Raw genomic sequence first — 25,930 nt, forward strand, 5'->3', positions numbered from 1 at the left:
GAATCTCCCTGAGACAGAATTGTAGGCTGGAATGTGGGGCACGAGGCCGCGTGTTTCAACCGCTCTTGTCTCACGCTGATGTGAGTCGAGCAAGCGCGCCGTCCATCAGCTCGTTCGGAACCTCGATAAGAATTGGCGTCTCCGTATAGATCAACGCCGCCCGGATTTCCTTGCCAGGATAGATCGGTTTCAGCAGTTCGCGATAAAGCGCCATCTGCGCAACATGGCCCTGCGGCAATTCGGAAATGCCGGTTGGGGGAGGGCGGTTGGTCTTGTAGTCAACGACAAGAACACTGTCTCCATCAACGATCAGCCGGTCTATCTTTCCGGAAATCGCCCGCTCCACCGTGCCAAGCCTGACCCGGCCCATGACCGAAATTTCAGCGCGTGAGCCTGGCGAGAACAAGGGTGCGAATTCGCGCGTCTCGAGGATCGCTTCAACCGAATCCCAGAGCCTTTCCCGCTCGCCTTCCGGCCAAGTCTGCCCGATCCGTGCGAGATAGCGTTCTGCCGCCACCGCGCGCCGCTCGTGCTCGATCGAAGGAAGGATCTGCAACAGCCGGTGTGCTGCAATGCCGCGCTCGATCGCAAAGGACGGCTCATTGGCAGCGTCCAGTACGGGTGATCGCAGCTTCACCATCTCGACAGGTTCGGGCTCGATCATTGCCCCAGCCCCCGATGGCGAAAGCGGCCGCGGCAGCGCTGGCGGCGCCGGTGGCGTCGACAGCAATTGTGGTGGCAGTGGCGGCAGCACAACGGTCGCCGTGTCTTCCTGCTTTGCCGGTTCCTGCTGCGCCATGGGCGGTGTCACCTGATAGCGCAACACCTTGTCGCCGGTGGCAGGATGCTCGATCTGCTGTGTGTGGGGCGAGGTGCAGAGCGTTCTTTGCACCATGGCATGCCAGCTGCCTTCCTTTTGTCCGCGCTTGCCATGATAGCCGCAGACAATCAGGCGATCCTCAGCCCGGGTCATGCCGACATAGAGCAGGCGTCGATATTCCTGCTCGGCCTTGCGCTTGGCTTCCTCGGCAAGGCCCGCCGCAAACGAATTGGCCCGGCCAGAACCGGCCCGCCACAAAAAGCCGTCGCCTTTCCAGCCTTGCTCAGGAGGCAGGAACGGCATCAGGCGCGGCATGTGGCTGTCGACAAAGGCTTCGCCGCCACTATCAACGAGGAACACGATTGGCGCTTCCAGCCCCTTGGAGGCATGAGCGGTCATGATCCGCACCTCGCCGCGCGTCTGGTCCATCTCCCGTTTCACTTCCGGGCCGCCCCGGTCCAGCAGCGCGACCAGAGCTTCCAGCTGCGTTACGCCGGTCCGTTCGGCGGCAAGGCAGAAATTGAGGAATTCGTCGACAACGTCGCCTGCCTCGGCGCCGAGCCTGGCGATGAGCTTGCGCCTCAATCCATCGCGCGCCAAAAGGTTGGAAAAGAACTCGAACGGCTTCCGGTAGCCGGCTTCATTTCGCCAGCGCGCCAGCGTTTCCCAGGTCTGCTTGTGCATTTCCGAGCGCCGCAAGGATGCCAGCAATGGCTCCGCCTTGTCGCGCTTGGCCGCCAGTTCGAACAGCGCCTCTTCGGAGACGCCAAAGGCGGGGCTCTTCAGCAATGCCGCCAGCGACAGGTCGTCATCCGGCTGCAAGGCAATGCGTGCTGCGGCCAGCAGATCCTGAACCGCAATATGACCGGTCAGGAGGATGCGGTCGGCACCCGCCACCGGGATCTGCCGGTTCTTCAATTCGCGGCTCAGCGCATGGATGAAGCGGTCGCGCTTGCGCACCAGCACCATGATGTCGCCGGGACGAACCAGCCTGCCGCGTCCTTCGATCCGGTCTCCCGTCCGCAACCATTGGTCAATGGTTTTGGCGATCTGCTCCGCGAGGCGAACGGCGGGTGCCGAGGCGTGATCAACCGCCTCGGTCCAGTCTTCCGGTTCCTCGACATCGACCGGGCCGAGTGAGGGCCACAATTCGACGTGCCCCGGCTGGTTAGAACGGATTGCCAGATGCTGGATCGGTTCCGGATCCTGAGTCAGGCCGTCGCGGTGGCTTGTATCGGAAAAGACGAGGTCAACCGCGGCAAGAACATCCTCAGTCGATCGGAAAGAGCGTGTCAGCCGAACATGCTCGAACCGCTGCATCGCCGTTGACACGCGCTCGCGAAACTCGCGCCCGCTGCGGTCGAAAGCTTCCGGTTCCGCACCCTGAAACGAGTAGATGGATTGCTTTTCGTCACCGACGGCAAAGACCGTCCGGGCAACGCCTTCGCGCGATCCTTCGCCGGCAAAGAATTCAGCCGCAAGCGCGCGAACCACGGCCCACTGGTCCGGGCTGGTATCCTGCGCCTCATCCAGCAGGATGTGGTCGATCCCCTTGTCGAGCTTGTATTGCACCCACGCACCCGCGTCCGTGCGCGACAGAAGCGTTGCGGTGCGCACGATCAGATCATTGAAATCGAGGAAGCCGCGCGCGCTTTTCAATCGCTCGTAGCGCGCGATCAGCCAGTCCGCGATGATCAGTGCAGCCCGCGTGTCCTCCAGCATCGACAGCAATTCGACCCTGTCGAGGACGCGCATGATTTCCTGGCAATAGCGCTCGAACTGGTCCGGGAATTCCGGAAAATGCTCGCCGACGCCCTTGGCCATGATGTTCTTGACCGAACGAGGCTTGAAGCTTGAGCCACTGCCGGAGAAGAAGGCCTTCTTGAGATGTGCCAGCCTCTCGAGCGGATCGCTGGCGGCGCAGGCAGCGCCAAAATCCTCGGCAAACTGAAGGGCGATCTTCTTTCCGGCCTTCGAAGCCGCCGCACCGACATCGCCGCTCAAGGACGGAGTGAAATAATGGTCCGGCCACAGGCCGGCAGCCAGAGCGGAGGGGTTGTCGTTCGGGCCGAAGCCAAACTCCTCGAACAGAGGCCGGAACTTGCCGTCACCGGTGCTGATCTGCTCGATGAAGCGGCGCAACGCGTCACGCTTGCCGACAATATTGCCGAGCAGGGTCTCAAGTCCTGCCTCGCCGCCGCGCTGCAGAACGGTGGCGAACGCATCTGCAAGGCCGGGCTCATTGCCTTCGGAGGCGCGCGCGATCATCTCGCGGCGTGCTTCCGCGACCAGCGCTTCTTCCATCTGGCTGTCGAGGAGTTCGAAATGGCCGGCGATGTTGGCTTCCAGCGGAAATTGATGCAGCACCGCTTCACAGAAGGCATGGATCGTCTGGATCTTCAGGCCGCCCGGTGTCTCGAGCGCGCGTGCAAACAGCCGCCGTGCTCGCTTCAACCTGGTCGCGCTTGGCGCCTTGCCGTCCAGCTCCTCGATCGCTTTGGCAAGGTCCGCATCCGGAAGCGTTGCCCAGCCCGACAGGTTCTTGAAGACGCGGGTTGCCATGTTGGCCGCTGCAGCACGCGTATAGGTGAGGCAAAGGATGCGTGAGGGATCGCTGCCCTCCAGCAGAAGCCGCATCACGCGGCTTGCCAGCACATGCGTTTTGCCAGAACCCGCATTTGCGGACACCCAGGCGGACAGACCGGGCTCGGATGCAAGGCCCTGCGCCTTGCGCGTATCATCCGGAACGATGAACGGTGCGCTCATTCGCCATCACTCCCGCCAGCATCGCCATCGCCGCCTGCCGACCATTCGAGCACGCGGGCAAGATGGTCATAGTCGCCGCCAACATCGCCTTCACGGAACGGCAGTGCCCGGGAAAGGTATCCTGTCGTTTCCTTGGCGAAATGCGCAATCAGCTGCTCCAGCCGGGACCAGGCTTCTTCCGACAGCTCGATGCCGGACTTGATCGACTTTTCCTGACCCACGGGCTTGTATTCGAGGATGGTCTCCTCAACCACCTCGCCATTGGCCTTCATGCGCACATAGGCAAGCTGCGATGGTTCTGCGGTTCCGACATCGATGAAGGCGCCGCGACGCAGCAGCGCGCCTTCGAGCGCAAGTTGCGGTGACAAGAGCGTATGCGCCTGCGCCTTGGATGGTGATGAGCCGGTCTTGAAGTCCAGAATATCGGCCATGCCGCCAGCCAGAAGATCGATGCGGTCGGCGCGGCCGCGCAAGGTCGCGCCCGTCATGCCGATCGGCGTTTCGGTGGCGCGCGTTTCGGAGATCCGTTGCTTGATCGGCGGGCGGTTGCGCTCCCATTCTATGAAGTGCGCAGCCATGCGAGCAAAGCGCGGCCACCACACGGCGTCCACATCAAGCGGCAGCTCGGCCTGATCGAAGATTTCGCGACCGATCTTGAGAAGCTGGTCTTCTGCGAGCGGCGCGCTGGGCTCGATTCCGGCCTGAGTGAATTCATGCACGATGTCATGAAACAGGTTGCCGCGCTCTGCAGCGCCGGGGTCACGCAGCAGCGGCTCCAGCGCCTCCAGCCCAAGGATACGCCGGGCATAGATTGCATAAGCGTCCCGGCGCAGCGTCTCGACCTCCGTCACGGAAAAACGTGTGGGGCGCACATCAAGCGGCGGTGTCGGATTGGGACGGGGAGCAAACTTAACCGGATCGGCAACATCGAGCTCACGCGCCCAGTGCGTCAGCAACATCCCGCGATCACGCATTCCCGCAAAAACGGAGCTGCCGGCAAATGTCTCAAGCCGTTGAAGCCAGCGCGAGGCAATCGCCGGCGCATCGCCCGAGCGGGCAGCGCGGGTGAGGATCACCTTGCGGGTTCCCATGGCCAGCACGAAGTCGTGTGCCGCCTGACCGATGCGCCGTTCCGGCGGATCAAGCTCAAGATCGGACTTCATGAAGCGGGACATGAAACGGTCGGGCTCGGCCTTGCGCGGCCAGGATCCCTCGTTGAGGCCACCAAGAACAAGCGTGTCCACATCCTGAAGGCGCGCTTCGAGCGCGCCCCAGATGGAAACGCGGCTGTCGCCCGATACCGATGCCTTGACGCTTTCGCCCGAGATCAGGGCGTTCAGGACGTCCGGCCATTCGCCAGCCTCGACTTCCAGATCGACCTCGACGCCTGCAAGCGAGCGCAGGAAGGAGGCGAGCCTGTCGCCTGCATCGCCGCGATATAGCTCCGTCACCGAGCCGTCTTCATCACGGCCAAGTGCTTCAAGGCATTCAACGGTTCGTCTGACGAGTTCGGAAAGCGGCACTGCGCAGTCGCGAAGTTCCTGTAGCGGCGCAACGGCTTGCTCAAGCGCGGTTGCAAGCGCGCGCGCCTGCGTCAGCCGTTCTTCATTAAGGCGTGGCCACCAGGCGGGTTTGCGTGGGTCTTCGCTGCGCTGGCGGTATCTCTTTTCAAATTCTTCAGCAAGGTGGCCGATATCGGGCCGCCCCACGCCGCCTCGCAGCGCGACGAGATCCAGCGTTTCCGCGGCCTGCCGCGTGACCGAGCGTGCAAATCCGGCATGCAGCAATGGATGCTTGGCAAGCGCAAGGATGGTCACCGCGTCGCCCGGGCGAAACGCTGCCTCCAGCATCAGGTTCAACAGCGTCGCCGGTGGGGTCGCGGTGAGTGGCGTTCCGCCTGAATCGTCAGCCTCGATGCCAAAGCGGCGCAGTTCCATCGCCACCCGACGCGCCAGAGAGCGGTCGCCGGTGACGAAAGCGGTGGTTCCGTCCTCAAGTGCAAGACGCAGCGCAACCGCTATCGAAAGCGCTTCCTCGCGCTCGTTTGCGGCCTCAACCAGCGTGACATCGCGAAAGGCGGCTTCATTGCCCGTGCCGACATGTTCGACCCAAAGATCGGTGGTCTCTGCCGGTCTCAACGCCTCATTGATGATCGAGATGCGCTCGGCAATGTCGTCCGGCGCTGCGCCGATCTCGATGACGTCCTCCCGCTCTATGCCAAGGGTTGCAAGCAGCTTCTTCATCACCGCTTGCGGGTGGCCAAAGCTGGCAGGCGTCATGCCCGGCACGCCGATTTCCTTCCAGGCGGTCTCGTCCATCCCCAGGTCGAGACCCGGAAGCACAACAGCGCCTTTGGGGAGAAGGGCGATCGACTTCAGAAGCTGCGCCGTCGCCGGGATCGATCCGGTTGATCCTGCTGCGATCACCGGGCCCTCAGGCGGGTGTCGGAGCAGCCGTTCCGCCTCCGCCCTTATCATCGCATTGCGATGGGCGGCAGGGTTCGAGCGGGAGCGCTCGGCTAGCAAGGCGGGCCATGCCTGCGACACGATCTCGAGAAATTCGAGCGTCACCTGCCACCAATTGGCAAGATCCTCCGGAACCAGTCCCGAGAGCCGGTTCCAGTCGGCTCCGCCCGTCTCGACCTCGTCCATCAGCCCTGAAAGATCGCGCGCCAGCCAGATGGCATCGGCGAGCGAAGCGGGCACCACGACGTCTTCGCCAAACATCGCCGCAACGTGAGCGGGAAGCCGTTTCTTCCACGCCTGAACCAACGGTGCGAGCAGAAGGATCCGGTCGAGCTGGCCGATTGGCGGATTGAGCGACAGCTCATCCTCTTCGCTGCCCTCGAATATATCGGCATCATCATCGAATTCACCGAGCGGTCGGATCGTCGGCAGGATCGCGGCCACCCCGCCAAGCTTCTCGACGAAGGCATCGCGCAACGCGCGGGCGGCACGACGGGTCGGGACATAGATGGTCGCTTCCGCCAGGCGCAACGGGTCGGTGCCGTCGCCGGAAAATCCGGGGACAAGGCGGCCCTCAAGAAGCGCTTCGGCAAGTGTGGACAGAAACGGCGCGCCAGAGGGGATCGAAAGAACCCGGGGCGTCATTGCGTCCGTGCAAGCGCAATGGCTGCTTCAGCTGGCGCGATGGCATCCGGCGTGCCGACCGTGATCCAATGACCTTCCATTACCTGGCCGAACAGTCTGCCTTCGGCAATTGCGCGATCGAAATAGATATTGAGCGAATGCGCTGTCGCGCTGGCCTTGTCAAAAATGCGCGGGTGCACGATTGCGGCCCCGGCATAGATGAAGCTCTCGCTTGCGCCTTTCGCGCGGGCAAGCCGGCTGTCCTGACCGATCAGAAAATCGATCGACCCCGAATGACCAGTGGCACGGTGCGGATCTGCGAGCATGAGAAGAATATCCATGGCTTCGCCGTCCCATGCAAGCGCAAGCCTGTCGAGATCCGGCTCCCCGCGATCAATCCAGAACGTATCCGCGTTGAGAATGAAGAACGGCTCGTTGCCCAGGGCTGGCAAAGCCTTGACGATGCCGCCCGCCGAATCCAGCAATTCCTCGCGCTCATCCGAGATGGTGATTGTCGGCTTGTCGCGGTGCCTCACATGCTCGATGATCTGGTCGCCGAGATAGTGCACGTTGACGATGGCAGTCTCGACGCCGCTGGCGGCGAGGCTATCGAGCCCCCGGTCGAGCAGCGTTCGTCCAGCGATCTTGATAAGCGGCTTCGGCGTATGGTCGGTCAATGGACGCATGCGCTTGCCGAGCCCGGCCGCCAGAACCATCGCCTTTTTCGGCTTTCCGCTCACAATATCCCCGCCTTCTCGTAGAATTTGCGCACTTCGGCGAGCGCCGGATGATGTATCGACCGGCTGACATAATCGCGAATGCGCGGCAGGTGCTGCATGTAGCCCGGCTTGCCGTCGCGAACATTCAGACGGACGAAAATGCCGAGGATCTTCGAGTTTCGTTGCGCAGCCATGATTGCGTAAGCGGCTTTAAAGCCCGCACGATCGAACCCTTCGCCGCGAGCGCGCACATAGGCATCCAGCACCTGCGCCTCGAGTTCAGGCGAGATGGTCACGCGCGCGTCCTGTGCCAGCGACGCGACATCATAGGCCGATGGCCCGATCACAGCGTCCTGAAAATCGATCAGGCCCACCCGGTCATGCCCTTCCAGATCGCCGCGCCAGATGAGGTTCGGCGAGTGGTAATCACGAAGAACGATGCTCTTTTCCGCGGTTTCCAAAGCATCGAAGGCCGTATTCCACGAAGCAGTAAGCTCCTCGCGTTCCGCCTCTGTAGCCTGGCGCCCGACGATATGCGGCAGATACCAGTCCGTGACCAGCTCCGTCTCGATGCCAAGGGCCCGGCGGTCATAAGACGGGATCTCGTGGACAATGCCTTCAGCTACCGGAATCGTGGTTGGCCAATTGCGCTGATGCATCCTCGCCAGCAATTGTGCCGAGGCAATGTACCGCTCTGCGATCGGAGTGCCCTCCGCGTCGAGGACTCCCTCGCTCCCCAGATGCTCGACGAGCATGAAGCCCCGGTCGAAATCAACGGCCGGGATCTGAGGCGCGGCGAAACCTTCCTCGCGCAGCACCTTGGCAATCGCGACAAAGGGGATCACGTCTTCGGCAAGATGGGCGATACGGCTGTAGGGAAGGCCATCCCGGATCGGCGGACCGTCAGGTCGTCGCGGCGAATTCATCAGGATGATGGTGTCGCGACCTTCCTGATCGATGCTCTCATAGGCGCGCGCCGACGCATCGCCGACGAGAAAGGCGCGCCTTGCGCTCTGATAACCTGCTTCGTCGAGAAAGGCGCGGATCGCAAGGGATCTGGCCAGGCGATCGAGAAAGGCAGCCGGGCCGAGAATGGAGACGGTCCTTCCCGCGCCATCTTCCTCAAGATGAAAATGAACCGCGTCCTGCGGCATGTAGTCTTCGGCGCGTTCCGGCCATTCGATCAGGGCAGCGCCATCGCGGATGGCTTCGTCGAAGCCGAGCTCTTCGAGTTCTTCGGGTGAGCCAAGACGGTAGAGATCGAAATGCTGCACCGGAACCCGCGTCGCATAGGCCTGGACGAGGGTGAAGGTTGGACTTGGAACCTCCAGCGCCGGATCGTTGGCGATTGCGCGGATGATCGCCCGGGCCAACGTAGACTTGCCCATGCCAAGGTCGCCATGCAGCGCCAGCACGTCGCCGGCTGCCAGGATGATGGCGATGTCTTCGCCGAGGCGGTTCGTGGCGGTTTCATCCGCCAGGTGGAGGCGCATTTCTGACAAGCTGGCTTACTCGGCGGCGGCGCGGATACCTTCCGGCGCCATGGGAAAACGGCAAATGACGGTGGTGCCACAGCCCTTGTCGGTCTGGAATTCGACCGAACCGTGGTGCAGCCCGACGAAACTCTTGACGATCGAAAGGCCGAGTCCGGCGCCGCGGCGGCGTCCGCCATTGGCGCGTGGCTCGAAGCGGCGGAAGATTCCGTCAAGAACGTCCGGCGGAATCCCCGGTCCATCATCATGGACGGAGAAGGCAAGACCGGCTGCATCGCGTTCGCAAACGAGCTTCACCACCGAATTGTCGGGTGCGAAATTGGCTGCATTGTTGAGCAGATTGATGAGGATCTGGCGGACGCGATTTTCATCGGCATGGAAGGTGGCAGGCGCGTTGCGAAGGTCGATCTCAAGAGCGATCCCATGCTCGCGCATGCGCTCGGTCACGACTTCCGCCGCCGAATGAACGATGCGTTCGATCGGTACTTCGCTGACCGACAACTCCATCATGCCGGCATCGACGGTGGCGAGGTCGATGATGTCGTCTACGATCGTTTCGAGTTCCGACGAAGACGACGCGATGTGCTCGACATAGTCGCGCTGGCGCTGGTTGAGCGGTCCGGCTGTCTCCTGGCCCAGCAGCTCGGCAAAGCCGATGATGTTGGTCAGCGGCGAACGCAGCTCGTAGGAAACATGCTGGATGAAATCATTCTTCAGCCGGTCAGTGCGCTCCAGCGCTTCATTGCGCTCCTTCAGCATCCGCTCGACATTCACGCTGTCGGTCACGTCGAAGAAGGTCGTCATCAGCTGGCCGTTGGGCAGATGCACGACGGCGTAGCTGAGAATATTGCCGTTATTCAATTCGACCTGACCGCGCCCGTCGCGGCGCTCTTCGTCGAAGCCGGTCGCGGCGGCAGCTAGATCGCTCCACGGGTTGAAGCGCGTCAGGCTCTGGCAGGCCGCCCTGATGGCGGAGATGTGAGTGCCGGCCTGGACGAGATCTTCCGGCAGGCCCCAAAGCGATGCGAAGGCGGGGTTAGACAGGCGCACCCGCCCATCCGAGCCGAACACGGCAACGCCCTCGGCCAGATTGTCGAGCGTAACGCCCTGAACCCGAACCGCAGTGTTGTAGCGACTTTCGAGGCTGATCTTCTCGGTCAGATTCTCGAACACCCAGGTCACACCGCCATCGGCCTGCGGATTTCCGACCACGCGCAATGTCTGACCGTCTGGCAGATGCCAGATGTCTTCCAGCGGCTCGACGGAACGGTAAGCGGACAGGAGATTTTCCTTCCACCGCCGCCATTCCGGCTGCTCTGCCAGCTTGCCTTCCGAACGCAGACGGTCGAGCAGCAAGGTGTTGTCAGGATTGCTGTCAAGGAAGCCCGCGTCGAGTTCCCAGAGCTTCTGGAAGGCGCGGTTATAGAACCGAAGATCCTGGCTCGCATCGAAGATCGCGACCGCCGTGTTCAGGCGATCCAGCGTTTCGGCATGGCCGCGCAGGGTGCGTTGGTGCTCGGTTCGTGCAGCCTCGGCATCCGAAATGTCGTGCGCGAAGCCGGCCGAGCCTTCGCGTCCTGCGTAATCGGTGACGGCGAATACGCGACGATCCCCGCCGATGACTGTCGACAGGCCGCCAGCGAAGATCGGACTTGAAAGGTGGTCACGCGCGATCTGCTCGCGAGCGCCGGTGCCGAAGAGCTCTAGACCCTCGCTCGTTGCCGCCAGCGCGTCAGGCGCTTCCACGGCATCGGCATATGCCTTGTTGACCCAGCTCAGCCGCCCCTCCGGTCCGCGCAGCCATACGGGGGTCGGTATGGAATGGAGGAGGCCGAGGAGATTGTCGTGGTCGCGGCGAAGCTGCTGATATTCGAGCCGAAGTTCCGCATGTTCGCGCCGTGCCTGTGCCAGCGAGATGAATTTTACGGCAACGTTATTGGCGGCAGAGCGCCCCTGGATTTCCAGAAGGCTTCCTTTGGTGGTCTCGATCACCAGATCGAAAGCCTGCCGCTGTTCGCGCAGATCCGCAATGGCGCGCTCGATCTGCGCTGCGCTGCGCGGCGTCAGCCATCGTCCGAAGGCAAGGAAGGTGGCACGGTCTTCCGGAGCTTCCGCAAGCGTGCCGACCAGTTCCGGCTTACGCGTGTCGCCGAACCAGACAAGGATGCGCTGGTCGCGAAGATTCAAAAGGGCATCGGATCGCTGAACGGCGCTGTCGAGCTCCGCGACGCGGCCCCGCAATTCGACGTTTTCGGCGGCTGTGCGTGTCCGCTCGCGGATCAGCAGGATCGCCGACAGCATCGCTGCGCCGGTAATGCCCAGAAAGAGCGAAAGCTGGATCACCTCGCCGGTGGTCATCGAAAATGGGTGCACGAGTGCTGCTTCCACCTGCTGCGCCAGGGCAGCAGCCGGCCAGGCCACCGTCGCCAGCAAAGTGCTGACGGCGAGGCCCCGTCGCCTCTTCCTTGTGGAATCCTCAGTGTCGCCGGTTCCGGATTTCTCCGTACCCAGTGGGAAAACCCCAGGCATCTAAACTGTCCTCTCCGCCGCACGGACGCGAAAGACGTCCCGAAGGGACGCGTGTCCCCAACTGCTTCCCCTGACTGGGAACATCGCGAATCATGACACTGTACAGCGCCGCCGAATCGTCGTGAAGCCGCGCGCCGCGCAAAAATATAGCCGGGCGAAAAGTCAATCGCCCGGCCGCAACATCTTGTAGGTAATGGTTAATAAATCAGTACCTGTAGTGCTCGGGCTTGAACGGGCCGTTTGGCGATACGCCGATATAGGCAGCCTGTTCATCGCTAAGCTTGCTCAGCTTCGCACCAACGCGGTCGAGGTGCAGTCGGGCGACCTTCTCGTCCAGGTGCTTTGGCAGCACGTAAACCTGGTTCTGGTACTCTTCGCCCTTCGTGAAAAGTTCGATCTGCGCCAGCACCTGATTGGTGAACGAGGCCGACATGACGAAGCTCGGGTGGCCGGTCGCGTTGCCGAGGTTGAGCAGGCGGCCTTCCGACAGAAGGATGATCCGCTTGTTGTCCGGAAACTCGATCATGTCGACTTGCGGCTTGATGTTGGTCCACTTCAGGTTGCGCAGGGCTTCCACCTGTATCTCGTTGTCGAAGTGGCCGATATTGCCGACGATCGCCATGTCCTTGAACTTGCGCATGTGCTCAAGGGTGATGACGTCCTTGTTGCCGGTCGTCGTGATGATGATGTCCGCGGTATGCGCGGCATCTTCCAGCGTCACCACCTCGAACCCGTCCATTGCTGCCTGCAGGGCGCAGATCGGATCGACTTCGGTGACCTTGACGCGCGCGCCAGCGCCCTGGAGCGAAGCGGCAGAACCCTTGCCCACATCACCGTAGCCGCAAACGATGGCAACCTTGCCTGCCATCATCGTATCGGTTGCACGGCGGATACCGTCGACGAGCGATTCCTTGCAGCCATATTTGTTGTCGAATTTCGACTTGGTGACCGAGTCATTGACGTTGATTGCGGGGAAGGGCAGCAGGCCCTTCTTCTGCAACTGGTACAGGCGGTTGACGCCGGTCGTGGTCTCTTCGGTAACGCCCTTGATCGCGTCGCGCTGCCGGGTGAAGAAGCCGGGCGTTGCGGCCATACGCTTCTTGATCTGCGCGAAGAAGATCGTCTCTTCCTCATTGCCCGGATTGGACAGGACGTCCTCGCCAGCCTCGGCGCGAGCACCGGTCAGGATGTACATGGTGGCGTCGCCGCCATCATCGAGGATCATGTTGGAAACGCCGCCATCGGGCCACTGAAAGATGCGGTCGGTGTATTCCCAGTACTCTTCGAGCGTCTCGCCTTTGACTGCGAAAACCGGGGTGCCGGTTGCAGCGATTGCTGCTGCAGCGTGGTCCTGGGTCGAGAAGATGTTGCACGAAGCCCAGCGCAGATCTGCTCCAAGCTCCTTCAGCGTCTCGATCAGAACTGCGGTCTGGATCGTCATGTGCAGCGAGCCGCTGATGCGGGCGCCCTTGAGCGGCTTGGATGTGCCAAACTCGGAGCGGCAGGCCATTAGGCCCGGCATCTCGGTCTCGGCAATGTCCAGTTCCTTGCGGCCCCAATCGGCCAGCGAAATATCGGCTACGATGTAGTCCTGCGCGCTCATGCGTGTGCTCCGCGAGTTCTGGTCCGGTTCATGCCGGACCTTTTGTACATTTTGATGGGCGTATGGGAGCGCTGCCTAGCAGAAAGCCAGACACGGGGCAACATCACATAAAGAAGTCTTTATATGGCGAGGCTCAACACTCTTCGCCAAAGCGGTTGCCGACGAGTTCTTCCAGCGCGCTCATCACTGCGGCAGCATCGGGCCCCTGTGCGCTGACATTGATCGCGCAGCCGGGGCTGGCGGCAAGCATCATCAGCCCCATGATCGAGGTGCCGCCCACGCTGACACCGTCCTTCTCGACGGTGACGTTCGCGTTGTATTCGCCGACGAGCTGGACGAACTTTGCCGACGCGCGGGCATGCAGGCCCCGCTTGTTGATGATCATCATCTCCTTGCGGAGCACGTCTTCGGTCATTTTCCGCTCAAAACCTGGCTGGCGACATTGATGTATTTTCGTCCGGCGACCTGCGCTTCCTGCAAGGCCATGGCCATGTCGTTGCCAAGGCGGACGCTGGAAAGCTTGATCAGCATCGGCAAGTTGACGCCGGCGATCACTTCGACCCTGCCGGGGCTCATGACGGAGATGGCCAGATTGGATGGGGTTCCGCCGAACATGTCGGTGAGGATGATGACGCCGGTGCCGGTGTCTGCGAGCTGCACGGCATCGACAATGTCCTTGCGCCGCTGCTCCATATCATCGTCCGCGCCGATGCAGACGGTCTCGAAATTCTGTTGCGCTCCAACGACGTGTTCGACCGCGAGGCGGAACTCTTCGGCAAGGCCGCCGTGAGTGACGAGGACGATTCCGATCATGCTTGAACCCGATGCGCAGGCGCCGAAAATTGCGGGCCACAGGCGACAATTCCGCCTGCCCAGTTACGACATCCGTTCACATATCACTCCGTCGAACAACCACCCTTAGCTTCTCAAGCGTCAGGCACGGCTATCTTGTCAACGGGCTGTCGCATTACAAGGTGAAAAATGCCGGGGTTTTGGCCAAATTGCCGCAGAGAAGGGCAAGGTGGCGCGGTTTTGTGCATGTTGTTGCATGATTGCCATCTCCGGATGGCCACTCGAGCCCTTTTCAATTGAGTTGGACGCCGGATTGCTCTTAATGCTGGCATGGACAAGAGGAAAAGGTGAGAGTGTGACGAGCGTGAAAGCCGGGGTGAACGTGAAGCTGCGGAGTTTTTCCCGCTCGGTGCCGATGTCTCTTCTGCTGGCAAGAGAATCGATAATGGCGCATTTCCGCCCCGCACTGAAACTCTTCAATATCACCGAGCAGCAATGGCGCGTCCTGCGGGCGCTTGCTTCGGTCAGCGAGATCGAGGTGATGGAGCTTGCCAAGGCGACGTCGCTTCTGGCTCCCTCACTGTCACGTATCTTGCGCGACATGGAAGAGCGCGGCCTCGTCATACGTCGCCAGGTGCCAGATGATCTGCGTCGCTCTCTCACCTCGATCAGCCCCGATGGCCTGAAGCTGATGGATGCGGTCGCGCCCTATTCGGAGAGCATCTATCAGGAGATCACCGACAAGGTCGGTCGGGAGAAGATGGATCTCTTGCAGCAGCTGTGCCGGGAGGTCGTCGTGTCCCTTGGAGAGCTGACCCCGGAAAACTACGCTGGCACCAAGCTCGATCCGGAGATCCTGCGTATCGTGGGTGACAGCTCCCGCGGCCGGCCGCGCCTCGACGACTAGCTTTTCGCAATCATCGATATTGACACTGCGGAAGCTGCCGGTATTTAATTAACGTATTAAATACCGGAGGAATCATGCGGCTCGCCAGCTTTGCCCACAACGGAACTGACCTGATCGGCTTCGAGATTGACGGGCGTCTTTACGATCTGAATTCCGCGCTGAAAGCTGCGGGTCAGGACCTGTCCTACCCCACCATGATCGCCCTGATCGAGGATGGCGATCGCGGCCGTGAGGCAGCGCAAGCAGCCCTGCGCCACGTCGAGGTCGATCCGGGTTCCGTCGCAGGTATTCCGGCGGCGGAAGTGCGCTGGCACCCGCCGGTGCGCAAGCCATACAAGATCTGCGGCATCGCGATGAACAATTCCGCATCCGACGCCCGCAAGATCAGTGCGCCCGACCACCCGCTGTTCTTCCTCAAGCCCGCATCGAGCCTCGTTGGTCACAACGAGCCGATCATCGTCAAGGATCACTTCGGCAGCGTGCATCCCGAGCCGGAGCTTGCCGTCATCATTGCCAAGGATTGCAAGGACGTCGCGGTTGAGGACGCGATGGACTATGTTTTCGGCTATTCGATCCTCAACGACATGACCGGCAACGGCATGCGGGCTGAGGACATGGTCCATTATTACGCGCTCTATCCGTCGAAGGAAAATCCTGACGTCGTCGAAAAGCGCGAACAGCACCTGTCCTACACCGCTCGCTACAAGGGCACCGACACATTCGGCCCGATGGGGCCTTACCTCGTCACCAAGGACGATGTGCCGGATCCGCATGTGCTCGACGTGCGTGCCTGGCACAAGGACGAGATCATCGCGGAAGATTCCACCGCCTATTACACCTACTCGGTGCCAGAGATTATCGCCTTCGTGACGCGCTACCACACGCTGTGGGCCGGTGATGTTATCTCGATGGGCACGGCCTTTCGTCCGAGCGCTGGCGGCAAGCGCAGTCTGCACCTTGCCAATATCACCAAGCTGGGGGGGCCCGTCAGCGTCGAGATCTCTGGTCTTGGCCGCCTCGAAAATCCGGTCGAGAAGCGCTGATCATGGCGGGCCGTCTGGAAGATCGGCTGGCGCTGCGTGAGCTCAACGACGCTTTCGCCCACGCGCTGGATCACGGCGATCTCGAGCTCTTCGCGTCGCTCTTCACCGATGATGTCTTCTATCGGAATGGCGAACGCCGCCTCAACGGCCATGCGGAGCTTGAAGCATTCTTCCGCGCCCGTGCGAAAAGTGGCCGGCTGTCGCGCCACTTCTTCAGCGGGCTGATGCTGACATTTGTCTCGGACACAGAAGCCATCGGCAAATCCAGCTGGCTGACATTTGCCGGCTCCGGCACGCCGCCAATTGCAGGAACCCAGCCCTTCGTTATTGGCGACGTCACCGACCGTTATCGCAAATCGGCAGACGGGCGCTGGCAATTTACAGCACGCGAAATCGACGCCGTCTTCGTCAATGAGGCCATTGCGCCATTACCGACCTCGTTCGAGCAGAAGGCATGAGCGCGCCTCGCCAGGGAGAAATTGCGGTTGAGGGCGGAAAGCTCGCTTATGAGATCGCTGGCGAAGGTCCGGCCCTTGTCCTGATCCACGGCTTTTCGCTCGACATGCGCATGTGGCAGCCGCAAATCGCGGCCCTTGCGAGCAATCACACCATTATTCGCTATGATCTGCGCGGATTTGGCCGCTCCAGCCTGCCGGTAAGCGAATATGATCACTGCGCGGATCTGGATGCTCTGTTGACCAAGCTGGACATCCAGGAGCCGACGCTGGTCGGGCTTTCGCTCGGCGCGAACATTGCGTTGCGCTACGCGACGCTCGAAGCCAGCAAGGTGCGCGCGCAAATTCTGGCGGCACCCGGCCTTCCCGGCCACGCCTGGTCAACGCCGCGGCCACCCGAAGAGACCCGTGCCCATGCCCTTGAGCATGGCGTCGAGGCTGGCCGTCAATTCTGGCTCGACCACGCCCTGTTTGCTTCCCTCAATGATCATCCGGAAGCCAGGGCAACGGTTCACAAGATTGTCGCTGACTACAGCGGCTGGCACTGGCGCGAAACCGACCTTCAGGCAGCGTCAGCCCCGATCATTCCAAAGCTGGGCTTGATCGACATTCCGGCATTGATCCTCAGCGGCGAGCATGATGCTGAAGGCTATCGCGAGATAGCGGCGCGGCTTTCGCGGGAATTGCCGAATGCCGCACTCAAGGTGATCGCCGATGCCGGCCACATGCTGAACCTTGAGCAGCCCGATATCTTTACCGAGTTGGTCCGCCGTTTCGCGGACGGACAGATGCTGGAGGCATGAGACGATGAGCAACTCGATCCCGTTCAATCTCGATCCGCCGGGCACCTACATCTATACCGGCGAAATGGCGACCAAGGGCTACAAGCTGACCCGTTTTGGCCTGAGCCTGCGCCGCCCCGACAATCGCGAGAAGTTTCTCGCTGACGAAGACGCCTATATGCGCGCGGCGGGCCTTAGTGACGAGGAAATCGCGCTGGTGAAAGCGCGCGACTGGACCGGTCTGCTTCAGGCCGGCGGGCATTTGCAGGCCATGTTGAAGGTCGCCGCAACCCTCGGTCAGAACCTTTGGCATATCGGCGCGCACAATGCCGAGATGGAGGTTGAAGAACTGATGCGGCTCTGCCCGCGCAAGGTCAACGCGCTGCCAGGTGGAGAAGACTGATGGCAAAGATCATTGGCGGTTTTGCCATTTCGCACACGCCCTCGATGGGCATGGAATACGACAAGGGCATGGCCAATGGCTTCAGCCCGCACTGGCAGCCATGGTTCGACGGCACACGCCCGATGAAGGATTGGCTCGCCAGGATGAACCCGGACCGGATGGTCATCGTCTACAACGACCATCTCAACCATTTTGATTTCGACGCCTATCCGACGCTCGCCATCGGCATCGCGCCCGAATTCCGCCAGGCCGATGAAGGTTGGGGCCTGCGCCCGTTCCCGAGCCTGGTTGGCGACGTTGATCTTGGCTGGCACCTGACCAACAAGCTGGTGCGCGATGGCGGCTTCGACCTTACCGTCTGCCAGGACCTTGCCATCGACCACGGCATCTATTCGTGGATGCCGTATCTGAAGGACACGCCGTGGGACACGCCGATCGTGCCGATCGCGATCAACATGGTGCGCCATCCGATCCCGACCTCGCAGCGGCTCTACAATTTCGGCAAGTCGATCCGCGCCGCGATTGAAAGCTTCCCAAGCGACGAGCGCATCCTCGTCGTCGCGACCGGGGGCATGTCGCATCAGATCAGCGGAGCGCGCTTTGGCATCGCCAATGAAAAGCTCGACCGCTACTTCCTGTCGAAACTGAAGAGTTACGTTCAGGAACTGGTCGATCTGCCTCAGGAAGAACTGATGCGGCTTGGTGGAACAGAGGCGGCGGAACTGGCGATCTGGTTTGCGATGCGCGGTGCGCTCACGGACAATATCGACGAGGTCTACAGCTACTACACATTCCCGGCCATCACCGGGTGCGGTGTCATCGCGTTTGAAGAGAAGGGTTGATCTTCAGAGCAAATCGCCTCTGCGATTGTATACATAGGACAAATTGTGCCAGCGACTGATGCGTAGATCCGCGCATCTTATACGCTGGCGCAATTCTACTCTCCTCTCTATAAAAGTTCCCAACGGCGTCTTGCGCCGCCCGCCAGTCCGGCCAGCGAGGAGGCTGCTCGGATCAGCTTTCATCGTTAGCATGGCCCGGATGTGAGCGTCCGGGTCGTCTTTGGGAGGAGACATCATGAGTATTTTTTCACGTCATCTTTGCCGCACGGCAGTCGCTGCGGCGCTGACCTTCGGTTTTGGTTACGCCGCGCACGCGCAGCAGGAAATCAAGCTCGGATACGCTTTGGCGACCACGTCACATTATGGCGTCGCGGCAGACAAATGGCAGGAGGTCGTTGAAGGCGAGACCGACAAGCGTTTCGTGTTCCGTCATTTCCCGTCCTCAGGTCTTGGTGGTGAGCGTGAGGTTCTCGAAGGCCTGCAGATCGGCACGGTGGAAGCGACGATCGTTTCGTCCGGTACCTTGTCGAATTTCGTGCCGGATGCCGGGGTCTTCGATATTCCATTCCTGTTCCGCGATCTGACCCATGCCCGCACCGTGCTTGACGGTCCCGTCGGTCAGGAAATCCTCGCCAAGTTTGAAGATGCAGGTCTCATCGCGCTCGCCTGGGGCGAACAGGGTTTTCGTCATATCACCAACAACCGCAATGCCATCGAGGGACCAACTGACGTTGCGGGTCTGAAGCTGCGGACCATGGAAAACCCAATCCACATCACCGCCTTCAATACGCTCGGCGCGGCCCCGACGCCGATGGCCTGGCCAGAAGTGGTCGGCGCGCTGCAGCAGGGCACCATTGACGGACAGGAAAACCCGCTTTCGGTTATCACCTCGGCAAAGCTGTCAGAAGTGCAGGAGCATTTGACGGTATCCGGCCACGTCTATTCGCCCGCAATGCTGCTCGTCTCGCCCGATCTGTGGAACAGCCTCTCGGATGAAGACAAGGAGATCTTCAAGAAGGGGGCGGCGGAAGCGGTCGTTGCCATGCGTGCCTTTGTCGACAATGTCGAAACCTCAGGCGTCGAGCAGCTCAAGAGCGAAGGCATGACCGTGGGCGAGCTGACGGTCGAGCAGAAGGCCGAGTTCCAGAAGGCGCTCGAGCCTGCTTACGAGGAATATTACAAGACCTACGGCAAGGACCTCATCGACAGCATCATCGCTTCTGAGTGACGACCACTCGAATGCGTGAACGGGCAGGCCGGCAGGAGCTGGCCTGCCCGACGATGGAGGCCACATATGCAGAAAATTGAGAACGCGTTCGTTGAGGCCAACAAGTGGGCGCTGATCCTGCTTCTCGCGGCGATGTCCTGCATCGTCTTTGCCAATGTGGCGCTGCGCTACACCACCAATTTCTCGATCTACTGGGCCGAGGAAGTGGCGCGCTACATGATGATCTGGATGACGTTTCTGGGCGCGGGTCTGACACTTCGCTATGGCGGTCATGTCGCGATCACCAATCTGATGGACCTGATGCCGCGCAAGGGCCAGCAGATCCTGCGCACACTGATCGTGATCTCGCTCTTCGCCTTCTTCGCCGTGATGATCTGGGTTGGCTACAATTACGCCATGCGCATGCGCTTCCAGATGACGCCGGCAACCCGCATTCCCTTCGCCTACATCTACGCAGCCATTCCCGTCGGCTTCAGCCTTCTTGCCATCCACCTTCTGCTCGTGGTGCGCTCCTACATTCGCGACAATCGCTTTGAGGAAGCTGCCGAGGCCGGCGACATTGCCGGCAGCCTGAGCGCCTGACGCCGTTGGAGTAGAGCCTTGGCCTGGATCCTTTTCGCTGCCTTCGTCGTGCTTCTGGCGCTGGGCTTTCCCATCGCCTTCGTGCTGGCGATCTCGGCCTTCATCGCCGTCGTTTTTGGCAGCAACTATCCCTATCTCGTCGTCGTCAAGGAGATGTTCTCCGGCCTCGATTCCTTCCCGCTGATGGCGGTGCCGTTCTTCATCCTCGCCGCCGAGTTGATGACCGGCGGGGCGATGACCTACGTGCTCTTACGCTTTGCCTCGCAGTTCGTCGGCCATCTGCGCGGCGGGCTTGGCTATGCCAATGTCATCTCGTCATCGCTGTTTTCCGGCATTTCCGGCTCCGCGCTGGCGGATGCGGCTGGCCCCGGCGCGATGATGGTCCGGATGATGGAAAAGAGCGGCTACGACAAATCCTATGCCGGGGCGCTGACGGCATCCGCTGCCGTGCTCGGCCCGATCATCCCGCCGTCGATCATCATGATCGTCTATGCGCTGCAGGTCGAGGAAGTGTCGGTCGGGGCGCTGTTTGTCGCCGGCATGGTGCCCGGCGTCATCATCGCCATCGCGCTCTGCATCGCCAATTTTTACGTCTCGCGCGTTCGCAACTATCGCGGTGGCGACCCACGGCCGCCGGCTGCGGAAATGCTGCGCACAACAGTTCAGGCACTCCCAGCGCTGCTGTTGATCGTGATCATCATCGGCGGCATTCGCTTTGGCGTCTTCACGCCGACGGAAGCCTCGGTTGTGGCGATCTTCTATGCGCTCGCCTGCGGCATGTTCCTCTACCGCTCGCTGAAGCTGAAGGACCTTCCCGCGATCATCCTGCGTGCAGCGCTGATCTCGATTGCGGTTCTGTTGATCCTTGCAGCAGCGCGCGCCTTTGCCTGGGTGCTGATCATCGAAGGCGTACCGCAGCGGCTTGCTGAAACGATCATCGCCTGGAACCTCAGCCCGATCGTCTTCCTTCTCGCCGTCAACGTTCTTCTGCTCGTCTTCGGCCTGTTCATGGACCCGCTTCCGGGCGTGATGGTGCTGGTGCCGATCCTTGCGCCCATCGCCCATTCGCTCGGGATCGATCCGATCCACTTTGCGATGATCGTGATCCTCAACCTGACGATTGGCCTCGTCACGCCACCTGTCGGGGCGCTGCTCTTTGTCGTCTCATCAACGGTGAAGCTGCGAGTGAGCGAGATCATCCGCGAGATGCCGCCATTCCTGATCGCGCATCTGACGGTTTTGATGTTGCTGACCTTCATTCCATCGCTGTCGACCTGGCTGCCGAGGATAAGCGGGTTCTAGTTCCGCTTGCGCTCTTCTTCGCGCAGATCGTTCCACGCGTTCTGCTGCGAAAGCATGGTGCGCAGATAGGCAACATTGGCTTGGGCCTGCTGCGGGGCAAGTTCGCGTGAAGCGATCTCCTCGGCTTCCTTGAAGCGGCCCTGCAGGCCCACGACGAGCGCAAGGTTCTGGCGCACGCGGCTGTCGGCACCTGGTGCCTGCGCTGCCTGCCTCATATGCGTCTCAGCCGATTTCAGATCGCCTTCGAGCACATAGGACATGCCGAGATTGGACAGGATCGAGGCTTCGCCTGGCTTCAGTTCAAGCGCCCGCGAATAAAGACGGCGCGCATCACCCGACTTGCCGAGCTGGTCGAGGATCGCAGCTTCTGCGGACATCAGCTTCCAGTCGGGATATTCCGGCGTCTGGGCACGGCGCACCGCATCAAGCGCCGGCTCAAGCTCGCCTGCGGCAGCAAGCGCCTTGCCATATGCGGCAAGTACCTGCCGGTCGGCCGGGTAGTCGATGGCCAGCTTGCGCATGACAGCGAGCGACTGGTCCGGTCGGCCGCTCATCTGCAGCACCGAGGCGTAGCGCATCGCCGTTGCTGCGTCTTTCGGATTGCGAGAATAGGATTTTCCAAGCGTCTCGACGGTGGCCGCAAGCTGCTGCGCCGACATGGCCTCGAGCGCCTGCGGCGAGGCGCTGCGCGAGACAGATCCGGTTGTCATCTTGTCGGTAGCGCAACCGGCGAGGCAGATTGCAAGCGCCAGGGTGCCAAGAACAGCCCCACTGCGTTTCCCCGTTGCCTTCCTGGCGCGGTTGGTGAACATCGGCGCTAAACCTCCCCCTGCCCGACGATGACTTTCCAGTCACGATCGAGGATCAGCAATAATCTGTTAACGCTAACGGAACGTTAAAAGGATCAATCCAGCCATGCCGCTGACACTGACTGAGAAGGCAAATTCTGCTTCCCTCCCGGTTCATCTCGTCACCAGGGAAAGCTTCGCAGCGCTGGAAATCGCTCCAGCCGCGCGCGCCTGGGCGGAGGCGAACCGCTTTTCCGGTGCAGCTGGCCAGTTCCTGCTGTTGCCTGGCAAAGAGGGCGCGCCGGTCGGAGCTTTGTTTGGTGTGGCGGAAAATTCTACCGGTTTCGCTCCACTGGCGACCGGATCATTAGCCCGCCATCTTCCGTCCGGTGCATGGCATTTTGCGCAAACGCCTGAGGCGCCAGAACTTGCCACCCTTGGCATTCTCCTCGGCAGCTATTCTTTCAGTCGCTATCGCAAGAGCGATGAGCGCGAGATCGAGTTTGTCGCGCCAGAAACTATCGATATCGAGGCTGTCCGCCAGCAGGCGGAAGCTGCCTTCCTCGTTCGCGATCTTATCAACACGCCGACCAACGATCTTGGCCCGGATGAACTTGAGGCTGCTGCCCGCAACCTCGCTGAACGCCACGGTGCCAAGATCAACGTGATCACCGGCGATGCGCTGCTCGAGCAAAACTTTCCGATGATCCATGCGGTCGGCCGCGCTTCGGCCACGGCCCCCCGCCTGATCGACGTCTCCTGGGGCAGGGAAGACGCGCCAAAGGTAACGCTCGTCGGCAAGGGCGTCTGCTTCGACACTGGCGGTCTCGACATCAAGCCGGCATCCAGCATGCTCTTGATGAAGAAAGACATGGGCGGCGCTGCCAATGTGCTCGGCCTTGCCTCGATGCTGATGGCGGCGAACGCCAATATCCGCCTGCGCGTCCTGATCCCGGCAGTCGAGAATTCCATTTCAGCCAATGCCTTCCGTCCCGGCGACGTTCTCCAGAGCCGCAAGGGCCTGACCGTCGAAATCGGCAACACCGATGCAGAAGGTCGCCTGGTCCTCGCCGACGCGCTGGCGCTTGCGGATGAGGAAAAGCCCGAGATCCTGATCGACATGGCCACGCTGACAGGCGCGGCACGTGTGGCGCTCGGGCCCGACCTGCCACCATTCTTTACCGATGATGATGAGTTTGCCGGTGCACTTGCGAGCGCGTCGGATGCGGTGGCAGATCCGATCTGGCGTCTGCCGCTCTGGTCGAATTACGACGCCAAGCTCTCCTCGAAGGTTGCCGACATCAACAACGTCACGACGGACGGCATGGCGGGTGCCGTGACAGCAGCACTCTTCCTTCGTCGTTTTGTCGGGAACGCGCAAAGCTGGGCGCATTTTGACGTGTTCGGCTGGTCGCCGGTGGATCGTCCGCATTGCCCCATCGGCGGCGAAGCGCAAGCCATCCGCGCAATATTTGACGTCGTCAGCAAACGATATGGAGTGCGCTGAGCACTCCAGATTGACGCCCCCAAGTACAGCAGCTAAGTATTCGGATGGAACAGGTTCCGCCCTCGGGTGGATGAAAATGGGAACACGGTGAGATCGTTTTTTTGATCAAGGCCGTGGCTGCCCCCGCAACTGTAACCGTTGAGCTTTCTTCCTGATGCCACTGGCGTTTTGCCGGGAAGGCGGAAGTAGAGCGACGACACGGAAGCCAGGAGACCTGCCAGTTCCGGTCACCCATGTCTCGATGCGGGGTGCATCGAGGCGCGGTCGTCCGTCGCGGTGACATTCGATGAATGTGCTGCATGCCGAAATTCGGCAGGGATGACCTATGGCGCGGAAGACGCCGCGTGTTTTTCAGTGTGCAGCCTCAGATGTAACCACCGTTCGGCTTGGCCGATCGGTTTGATGTGGGGACTGCAATGAAAACGCCGCTGCTGGCTGCGAGCGCAATTACACTCATCCTGTCCGGGGCAGCTCATGCCCAGGACAATCCCGCAAATGACGACGTGCTCGTGCTCGACACCATCATGGTCACGACGCCGCTGCGCCGCGAAACCTCGCTCATTCGCAGCACCTCGTCTGTCTCCGTCCTGACCGCACAGGACATTGAACGGTCGGCGGCATCGGATTTGCCCTCGCTGCTGCGCACGGTTGCGGGCATCTCGACCAATGGCGGTATGGGATCGCGCGCGGGGGTATCGATCCGCGGCGCAAAATCCAGCCAGACCCTGATCCTCATCAACGGCGTCAACATCAAATCCGCGACTGCCGGCGAAGGCTCGGTGTTCAACATCCCGCTCGATTCCATCGAGCGCATTGAGGTGGCCAAGGGTGCCCATTCGGCACAATACGGCTCGGACGCCATTGGCGGCGTGATAAACATCATCACCAAGTCCGGCGCCAATTGCGGCGAGGATATCTGCACGACACTGACCACCGGCATCAGCCACCCATGGGGCGGCCATGTCGGACTGCGTCTTGACGGCACCACGCAAGACGGCACGACCTTCTCGCTCGGCGGCCGGGTGATCGGCACGCGCGGATATAATTTCACGACCCCTGACAATGTGGCGACTTATGAGCCGGATGACGATGGCTTCCTGCAGGGCTCGCTCGATTTCCGGTTCGACAAGGAGTTGGGCTGGGGCGCTATTTACGGTGCCGGAACCTACGCCCGTGCCCGGACCGAATATGACGATGCCGGCATGTGGGGCGGCGATGCCGCTGACAACGACCTCTTCTCCGGCAAGCTCGGCGCGCGCATCGACCATAATGAAGATTGGTCATCGACAATCGAGTTTTCCGGCACGCTCGATGCGCAGACGAATTTCCGCAAGGAAATTGGCTATGAAGACCAGTTCGACTCCCGTCGCCTCGGCGTCCTTGCCTCGACCGAAAAGACATTCCGGATCGGGGAAGCTGCCCATACAATTGTTCTGGGCGGCGAGTTCATCCGCGAGAGCGTCGATTCTTCAATCGCGTATGAAGTGACCTCACGCGATCTTGCTGCAGGTTTCGTGCAGAACTCATTCGAACTCGGCGCGCTGACCGTTGATGCGGGTCTGCGTTATGACCACAACGAGCAGTTCGGTGACGCGACGACCTACAATATCGGCAGCAGCTACGAGCTGGTTCCGGGGCTTGTCGCCCGCGCGTCCTACGGCACCGGCTTCCGCGCTCCGACCTTCAATGATCTTTACTATCCGGGATGGTCGAACCCGGACTTGCAACCCGAAGAATCCAGGACCTTTGAAGTCGGCTTGCGCTGGCAGCCGACCAACGACACCAGCTTCGACGTTGCGCTTTACCAGACCCGTCTGCGTAACTTCTTCAACCCGCTGGCAGGTGGCGGCCTGGTGAATGTCGATGCCGCACGTATCCGTGGCGTCGAGGCAAGCATCGCCCACCGTTTCAACGAGCGCTGGCATACGGCTCTGGCTCTGGACTGGCGCGATCCAGCTGATCTGACGACGGGCCTCGACCTGCTGCGTCAGGAGCGGTTCAAGGCGAGCCTCGAACTCGGCTTCCGTCCGATCGAGCAGCTGAGCTTGAATGCGACGCTGATCTATGGCGGCAAGCGGGACGACATCGATCCGACCACCTTTATGCGGACCACCGTCCCGTCCTACACCACGCTCGATATGACCGCGATCTACGATTACGATGATCGCACGCAGTTCAAGCTCTCGGTCGAAAATCTGTTCGACAAGGACTATTCGACGAGCGCAGGCTACCGGTCTCCGGGTCGGACGATCAACGTCGACTTTACGCGGACCTTCTGAC

Annotated in this window: 20 protein-coding genes and 1 riboswitch; of the genes, 11 read left to right on the top strand and 9 right to left on the bottom strand. The window is 61.1% G+C overall.

All coding sequences use genetic code 11. The annotated features are described in order from the left end of the window. Positions 1–70 precede the first annotated feature (70 nt). From addA to IOD40_RS19475, 8 genes are all read right to left on the bottom strand, one after another. Positions 71–3,586 carry a double-strand break repair helicase AddA gene (addA, locus tag IOD40_RS19440; protein WP_198478364.1) on the bottom strand — a complete coding sequence of 1,172 codons (3,516 nt, stop codon included), beginning with the start codon at positions 3,584–3,586 and terminating at the stop codon, positions 71–73. Continuing rightward, positions 3,583–6,696: a double-strand break repair protein AddB gene (addB, locus tag IOD40_RS19445; RefSeq protein ID WP_198478365.1), complete on the bottom strand. Its 3,114-nt coding sequence runs from the start codon at positions 6,694–6,696 to the stop codon at positions 3,583–3,585. Before addB ends, addA begins: the two co-directional genes overlap by 4 nt. Continuing rightward, complete coding sequence (locus tag IOD40_RS19450) at positions 6,693–7,391, bottom strand: nucleotidyltransferase family protein (protein WP_198478388.1); 699 nt, start codon at positions 7,389–7,391, stop codon at positions 6,693–6,695. The genes addB and IOD40_RS19450 overlap by 4 nt, the downstream gene beginning before the upstream one ends. 20 nt (positions 7,392–7,411) lie before the next feature. Further along, positions 7,412–8,887 (bottom strand): tRNA (adenosine(37)-N6)-threonylcarbamoyltransferase complex ATPase subunit type 1 TsaE, encoded by a 1,476-nt coding sequence (gene tsaE, locus IOD40_RS19455; protein ID WP_198478389.1) that lies wholly within the window; start codon positions 8,885–8,887, stop codon positions 7,412–7,414. Positions 8,888–8,902: 15 nt separating this feature from the next. Beyond that, complete coding sequence (locus IOD40_RS19460; RefSeq protein WP_198478366.1) at positions 8,903–11,416, bottom strand: sensor histidine kinase; 2,514 nt, start codon at positions 11,414–11,416, stop codon at positions 8,903–8,905. Between the two features lie 205 nt (positions 11,417–11,621). Then, positions 11,622–13,019 (bottom strand): adenosylhomocysteinase, encoded by a 1,398-nt coding sequence (ahcY, locus tag IOD40_RS19465; protein WP_198478367.1) that lies wholly within the window; start codon positions 13,017–13,019, stop codon positions 11,622–11,624. A 133-nt stretch (positions 13,020–13,152) separates the two neighbouring features. Next, the gene (locus IOD40_RS19470) at positions 13,153–13,434 is read right to left on the bottom strand and encodes an HPr family phosphocarrier protein (protein ID WP_198478368.1); all 282 of its coding nucleotides are present in this window, start codon (positions 13,432–13,434) and stop codon (positions 13,153–13,155) included. Beyond that, positions 13,431–13,832, bottom strand: a complete 402-nt coding sequence (locus IOD40_RS19475) for a PTS sugar transporter subunit IIA (protein ID WP_198478369.1) — start codon at positions 13,830–13,832, stop codon at positions 13,431–13,433. Before IOD40_RS19475 ends, IOD40_RS19470 begins: the two co-directional genes overlap by 4 nt. A gap of 334 nt (positions 13,833–14,166) precedes the next feature. Between IOD40_RS19475 and hpaR the strand changes: the two genes are divergently transcribed. From hpaR to IOD40_RS19520, 9 genes are all read left to right on the top strand, one after another. Then, positions 14,167–14,718 carry a homoprotocatechuate degradation operon regulator HpaR gene (hpaR, locus tag IOD40_RS19480; RefSeq protein WP_325099787.1) on the top strand — a complete coding sequence of 184 codons (552 nt, stop codon included), beginning with the start codon at positions 14,167–14,169 and terminating at the stop codon, positions 14,716–14,718. A gap of 74 nt (positions 14,719–14,792) precedes the next feature. Continuing rightward, positions 14,793–15,761 carry a fumarylacetoacetate hydrolase family protein gene (locus IOD40_RS19485; RefSeq protein WP_198478371.1) on the top strand — a complete coding sequence of 323 codons (969 nt, stop codon included), beginning with the start codon at positions 14,793–14,795 and terminating at the stop codon, positions 15,759–15,761. A 2-nt stretch (positions 15,762–15,763) separates the two neighbouring features. Further along, complete coding sequence (locus IOD40_RS19490; protein ID WP_198478372.1) at positions 15,764–16,219, top strand: nuclear transport factor 2 family protein; 456 nt, start codon at positions 15,764–15,766, stop codon at positions 16,217–16,219. Then, the gene (locus IOD40_RS19495) at positions 16,216–17,019 is read left to right on the top strand and encodes an alpha/beta fold hydrolase (protein WP_198478373.1); all 804 of its coding nucleotides are present in this window, start codon (positions 16,216–16,218) and stop codon (positions 17,017–17,019) included. Before IOD40_RS19490 ends, IOD40_RS19495 begins: the two co-directional genes overlap by 4 nt. 4 nt (positions 17,020–17,023) lie before the next feature. Then, the gene (locus IOD40_RS19500; RefSeq protein WP_198478374.1) at positions 17,024–17,401 is read left to right on the top strand and encodes a hypothetical protein; all 378 of its coding nucleotides are present in this window, start codon (positions 17,024–17,026) and stop codon (positions 17,399–17,401) included. Next, a complete protein-coding gene (locus IOD40_RS19505; RefSeq protein WP_198478375.1) occupies positions 17,401–18,243 on the top strand; it encodes a class III extradiol dioxygenase family protein in 843 nt (280 codons plus the stop codon). The genes IOD40_RS19500 and IOD40_RS19505 overlap by 1 nt, the downstream gene beginning before the upstream one ends. A 235-nt stretch (positions 18,244–18,478) precedes the next feature. Next, positions 18,479–19,471 carry a TRAP transporter substrate-binding protein gene (locus IOD40_RS19510; RefSeq protein WP_198478376.1) on the top strand — a complete coding sequence of 331 codons (993 nt, stop codon included), beginning with the start codon at positions 18,479–18,481 and terminating at the stop codon, positions 19,469–19,471. A 66-nt stretch (positions 19,472–19,537) separates the two neighbouring features. After that, on the top strand, positions 19,538–20,053 hold the full coding sequence (locus IOD40_RS19515) for a TRAP transporter small permease (protein WP_198478377.1): 516 nt from the start codon (positions 19,538–19,540) through the stop codon (positions 20,051–20,053). An 18-nt stretch (positions 20,054–20,071) separates the two neighbouring features. Continuing rightward, entirely contained in the window at positions 20,072–21,355 is a 1,284-nt protein-coding gene (locus IOD40_RS19520) for a TRAP transporter large permease (RefSeq protein WP_198478378.1), read from the top strand. On the opposite strand, the gene IOD40_RS19525 is transcribed toward IOD40_RS19520, so the two are convergent. Beyond that, complete coding sequence (locus tag IOD40_RS19525; RefSeq protein WP_198478379.1) at positions 21,352–22,167, bottom strand: tetratricopeptide repeat protein; 816 nt, start codon at positions 22,165–22,167, stop codon at positions 21,352–21,354. The two genes, IOD40_RS19520 and IOD40_RS19525, sit on opposite strands and share 4 nt — an antisense overlap. Before the next feature lie 103 nt (positions 22,168–22,270). On the opposite strand from IOD40_RS19525, the gene IOD40_RS19530 reads away from it, so the two are divergent. After that, positions 22,271–23,650, top strand: coding sequence for a leucyl aminopeptidase family protein (locus IOD40_RS19530; RefSeq protein WP_198478380.1), 1,380 nt, complete (start codon positions 22,271–22,273; stop codon positions 23,648–23,650). A gap of 34 nt (positions 23,651–23,684) precedes the next feature. After that, positions 23,685–23,886, top strand: a riboswitch (cobalamin riboswitch). A 180-nt stretch (positions 23,887–24,066) separates the two neighbouring features. Continuing rightward, complete coding sequence (locus tag IOD40_RS19535; RefSeq protein WP_233714064.1) at positions 24,067–25,929, top strand: TonB-dependent receptor domain-containing protein; 1,863 nt, start codon at positions 24,067–24,069, stop codon at positions 25,927–25,929. Position 25,930: the final 1 nt, after the last annotated feature.

Origin of the sequence: Aquamicrobium zhengzhouense (assembly GCF_016124105.1) — a bacterium.
GTDB lineage: Bacteria > Pseudomonadota > Alphaproteobacteria > Rhizobiales > Rhizobiaceae > Aerobium > Aerobium zhengzhouense.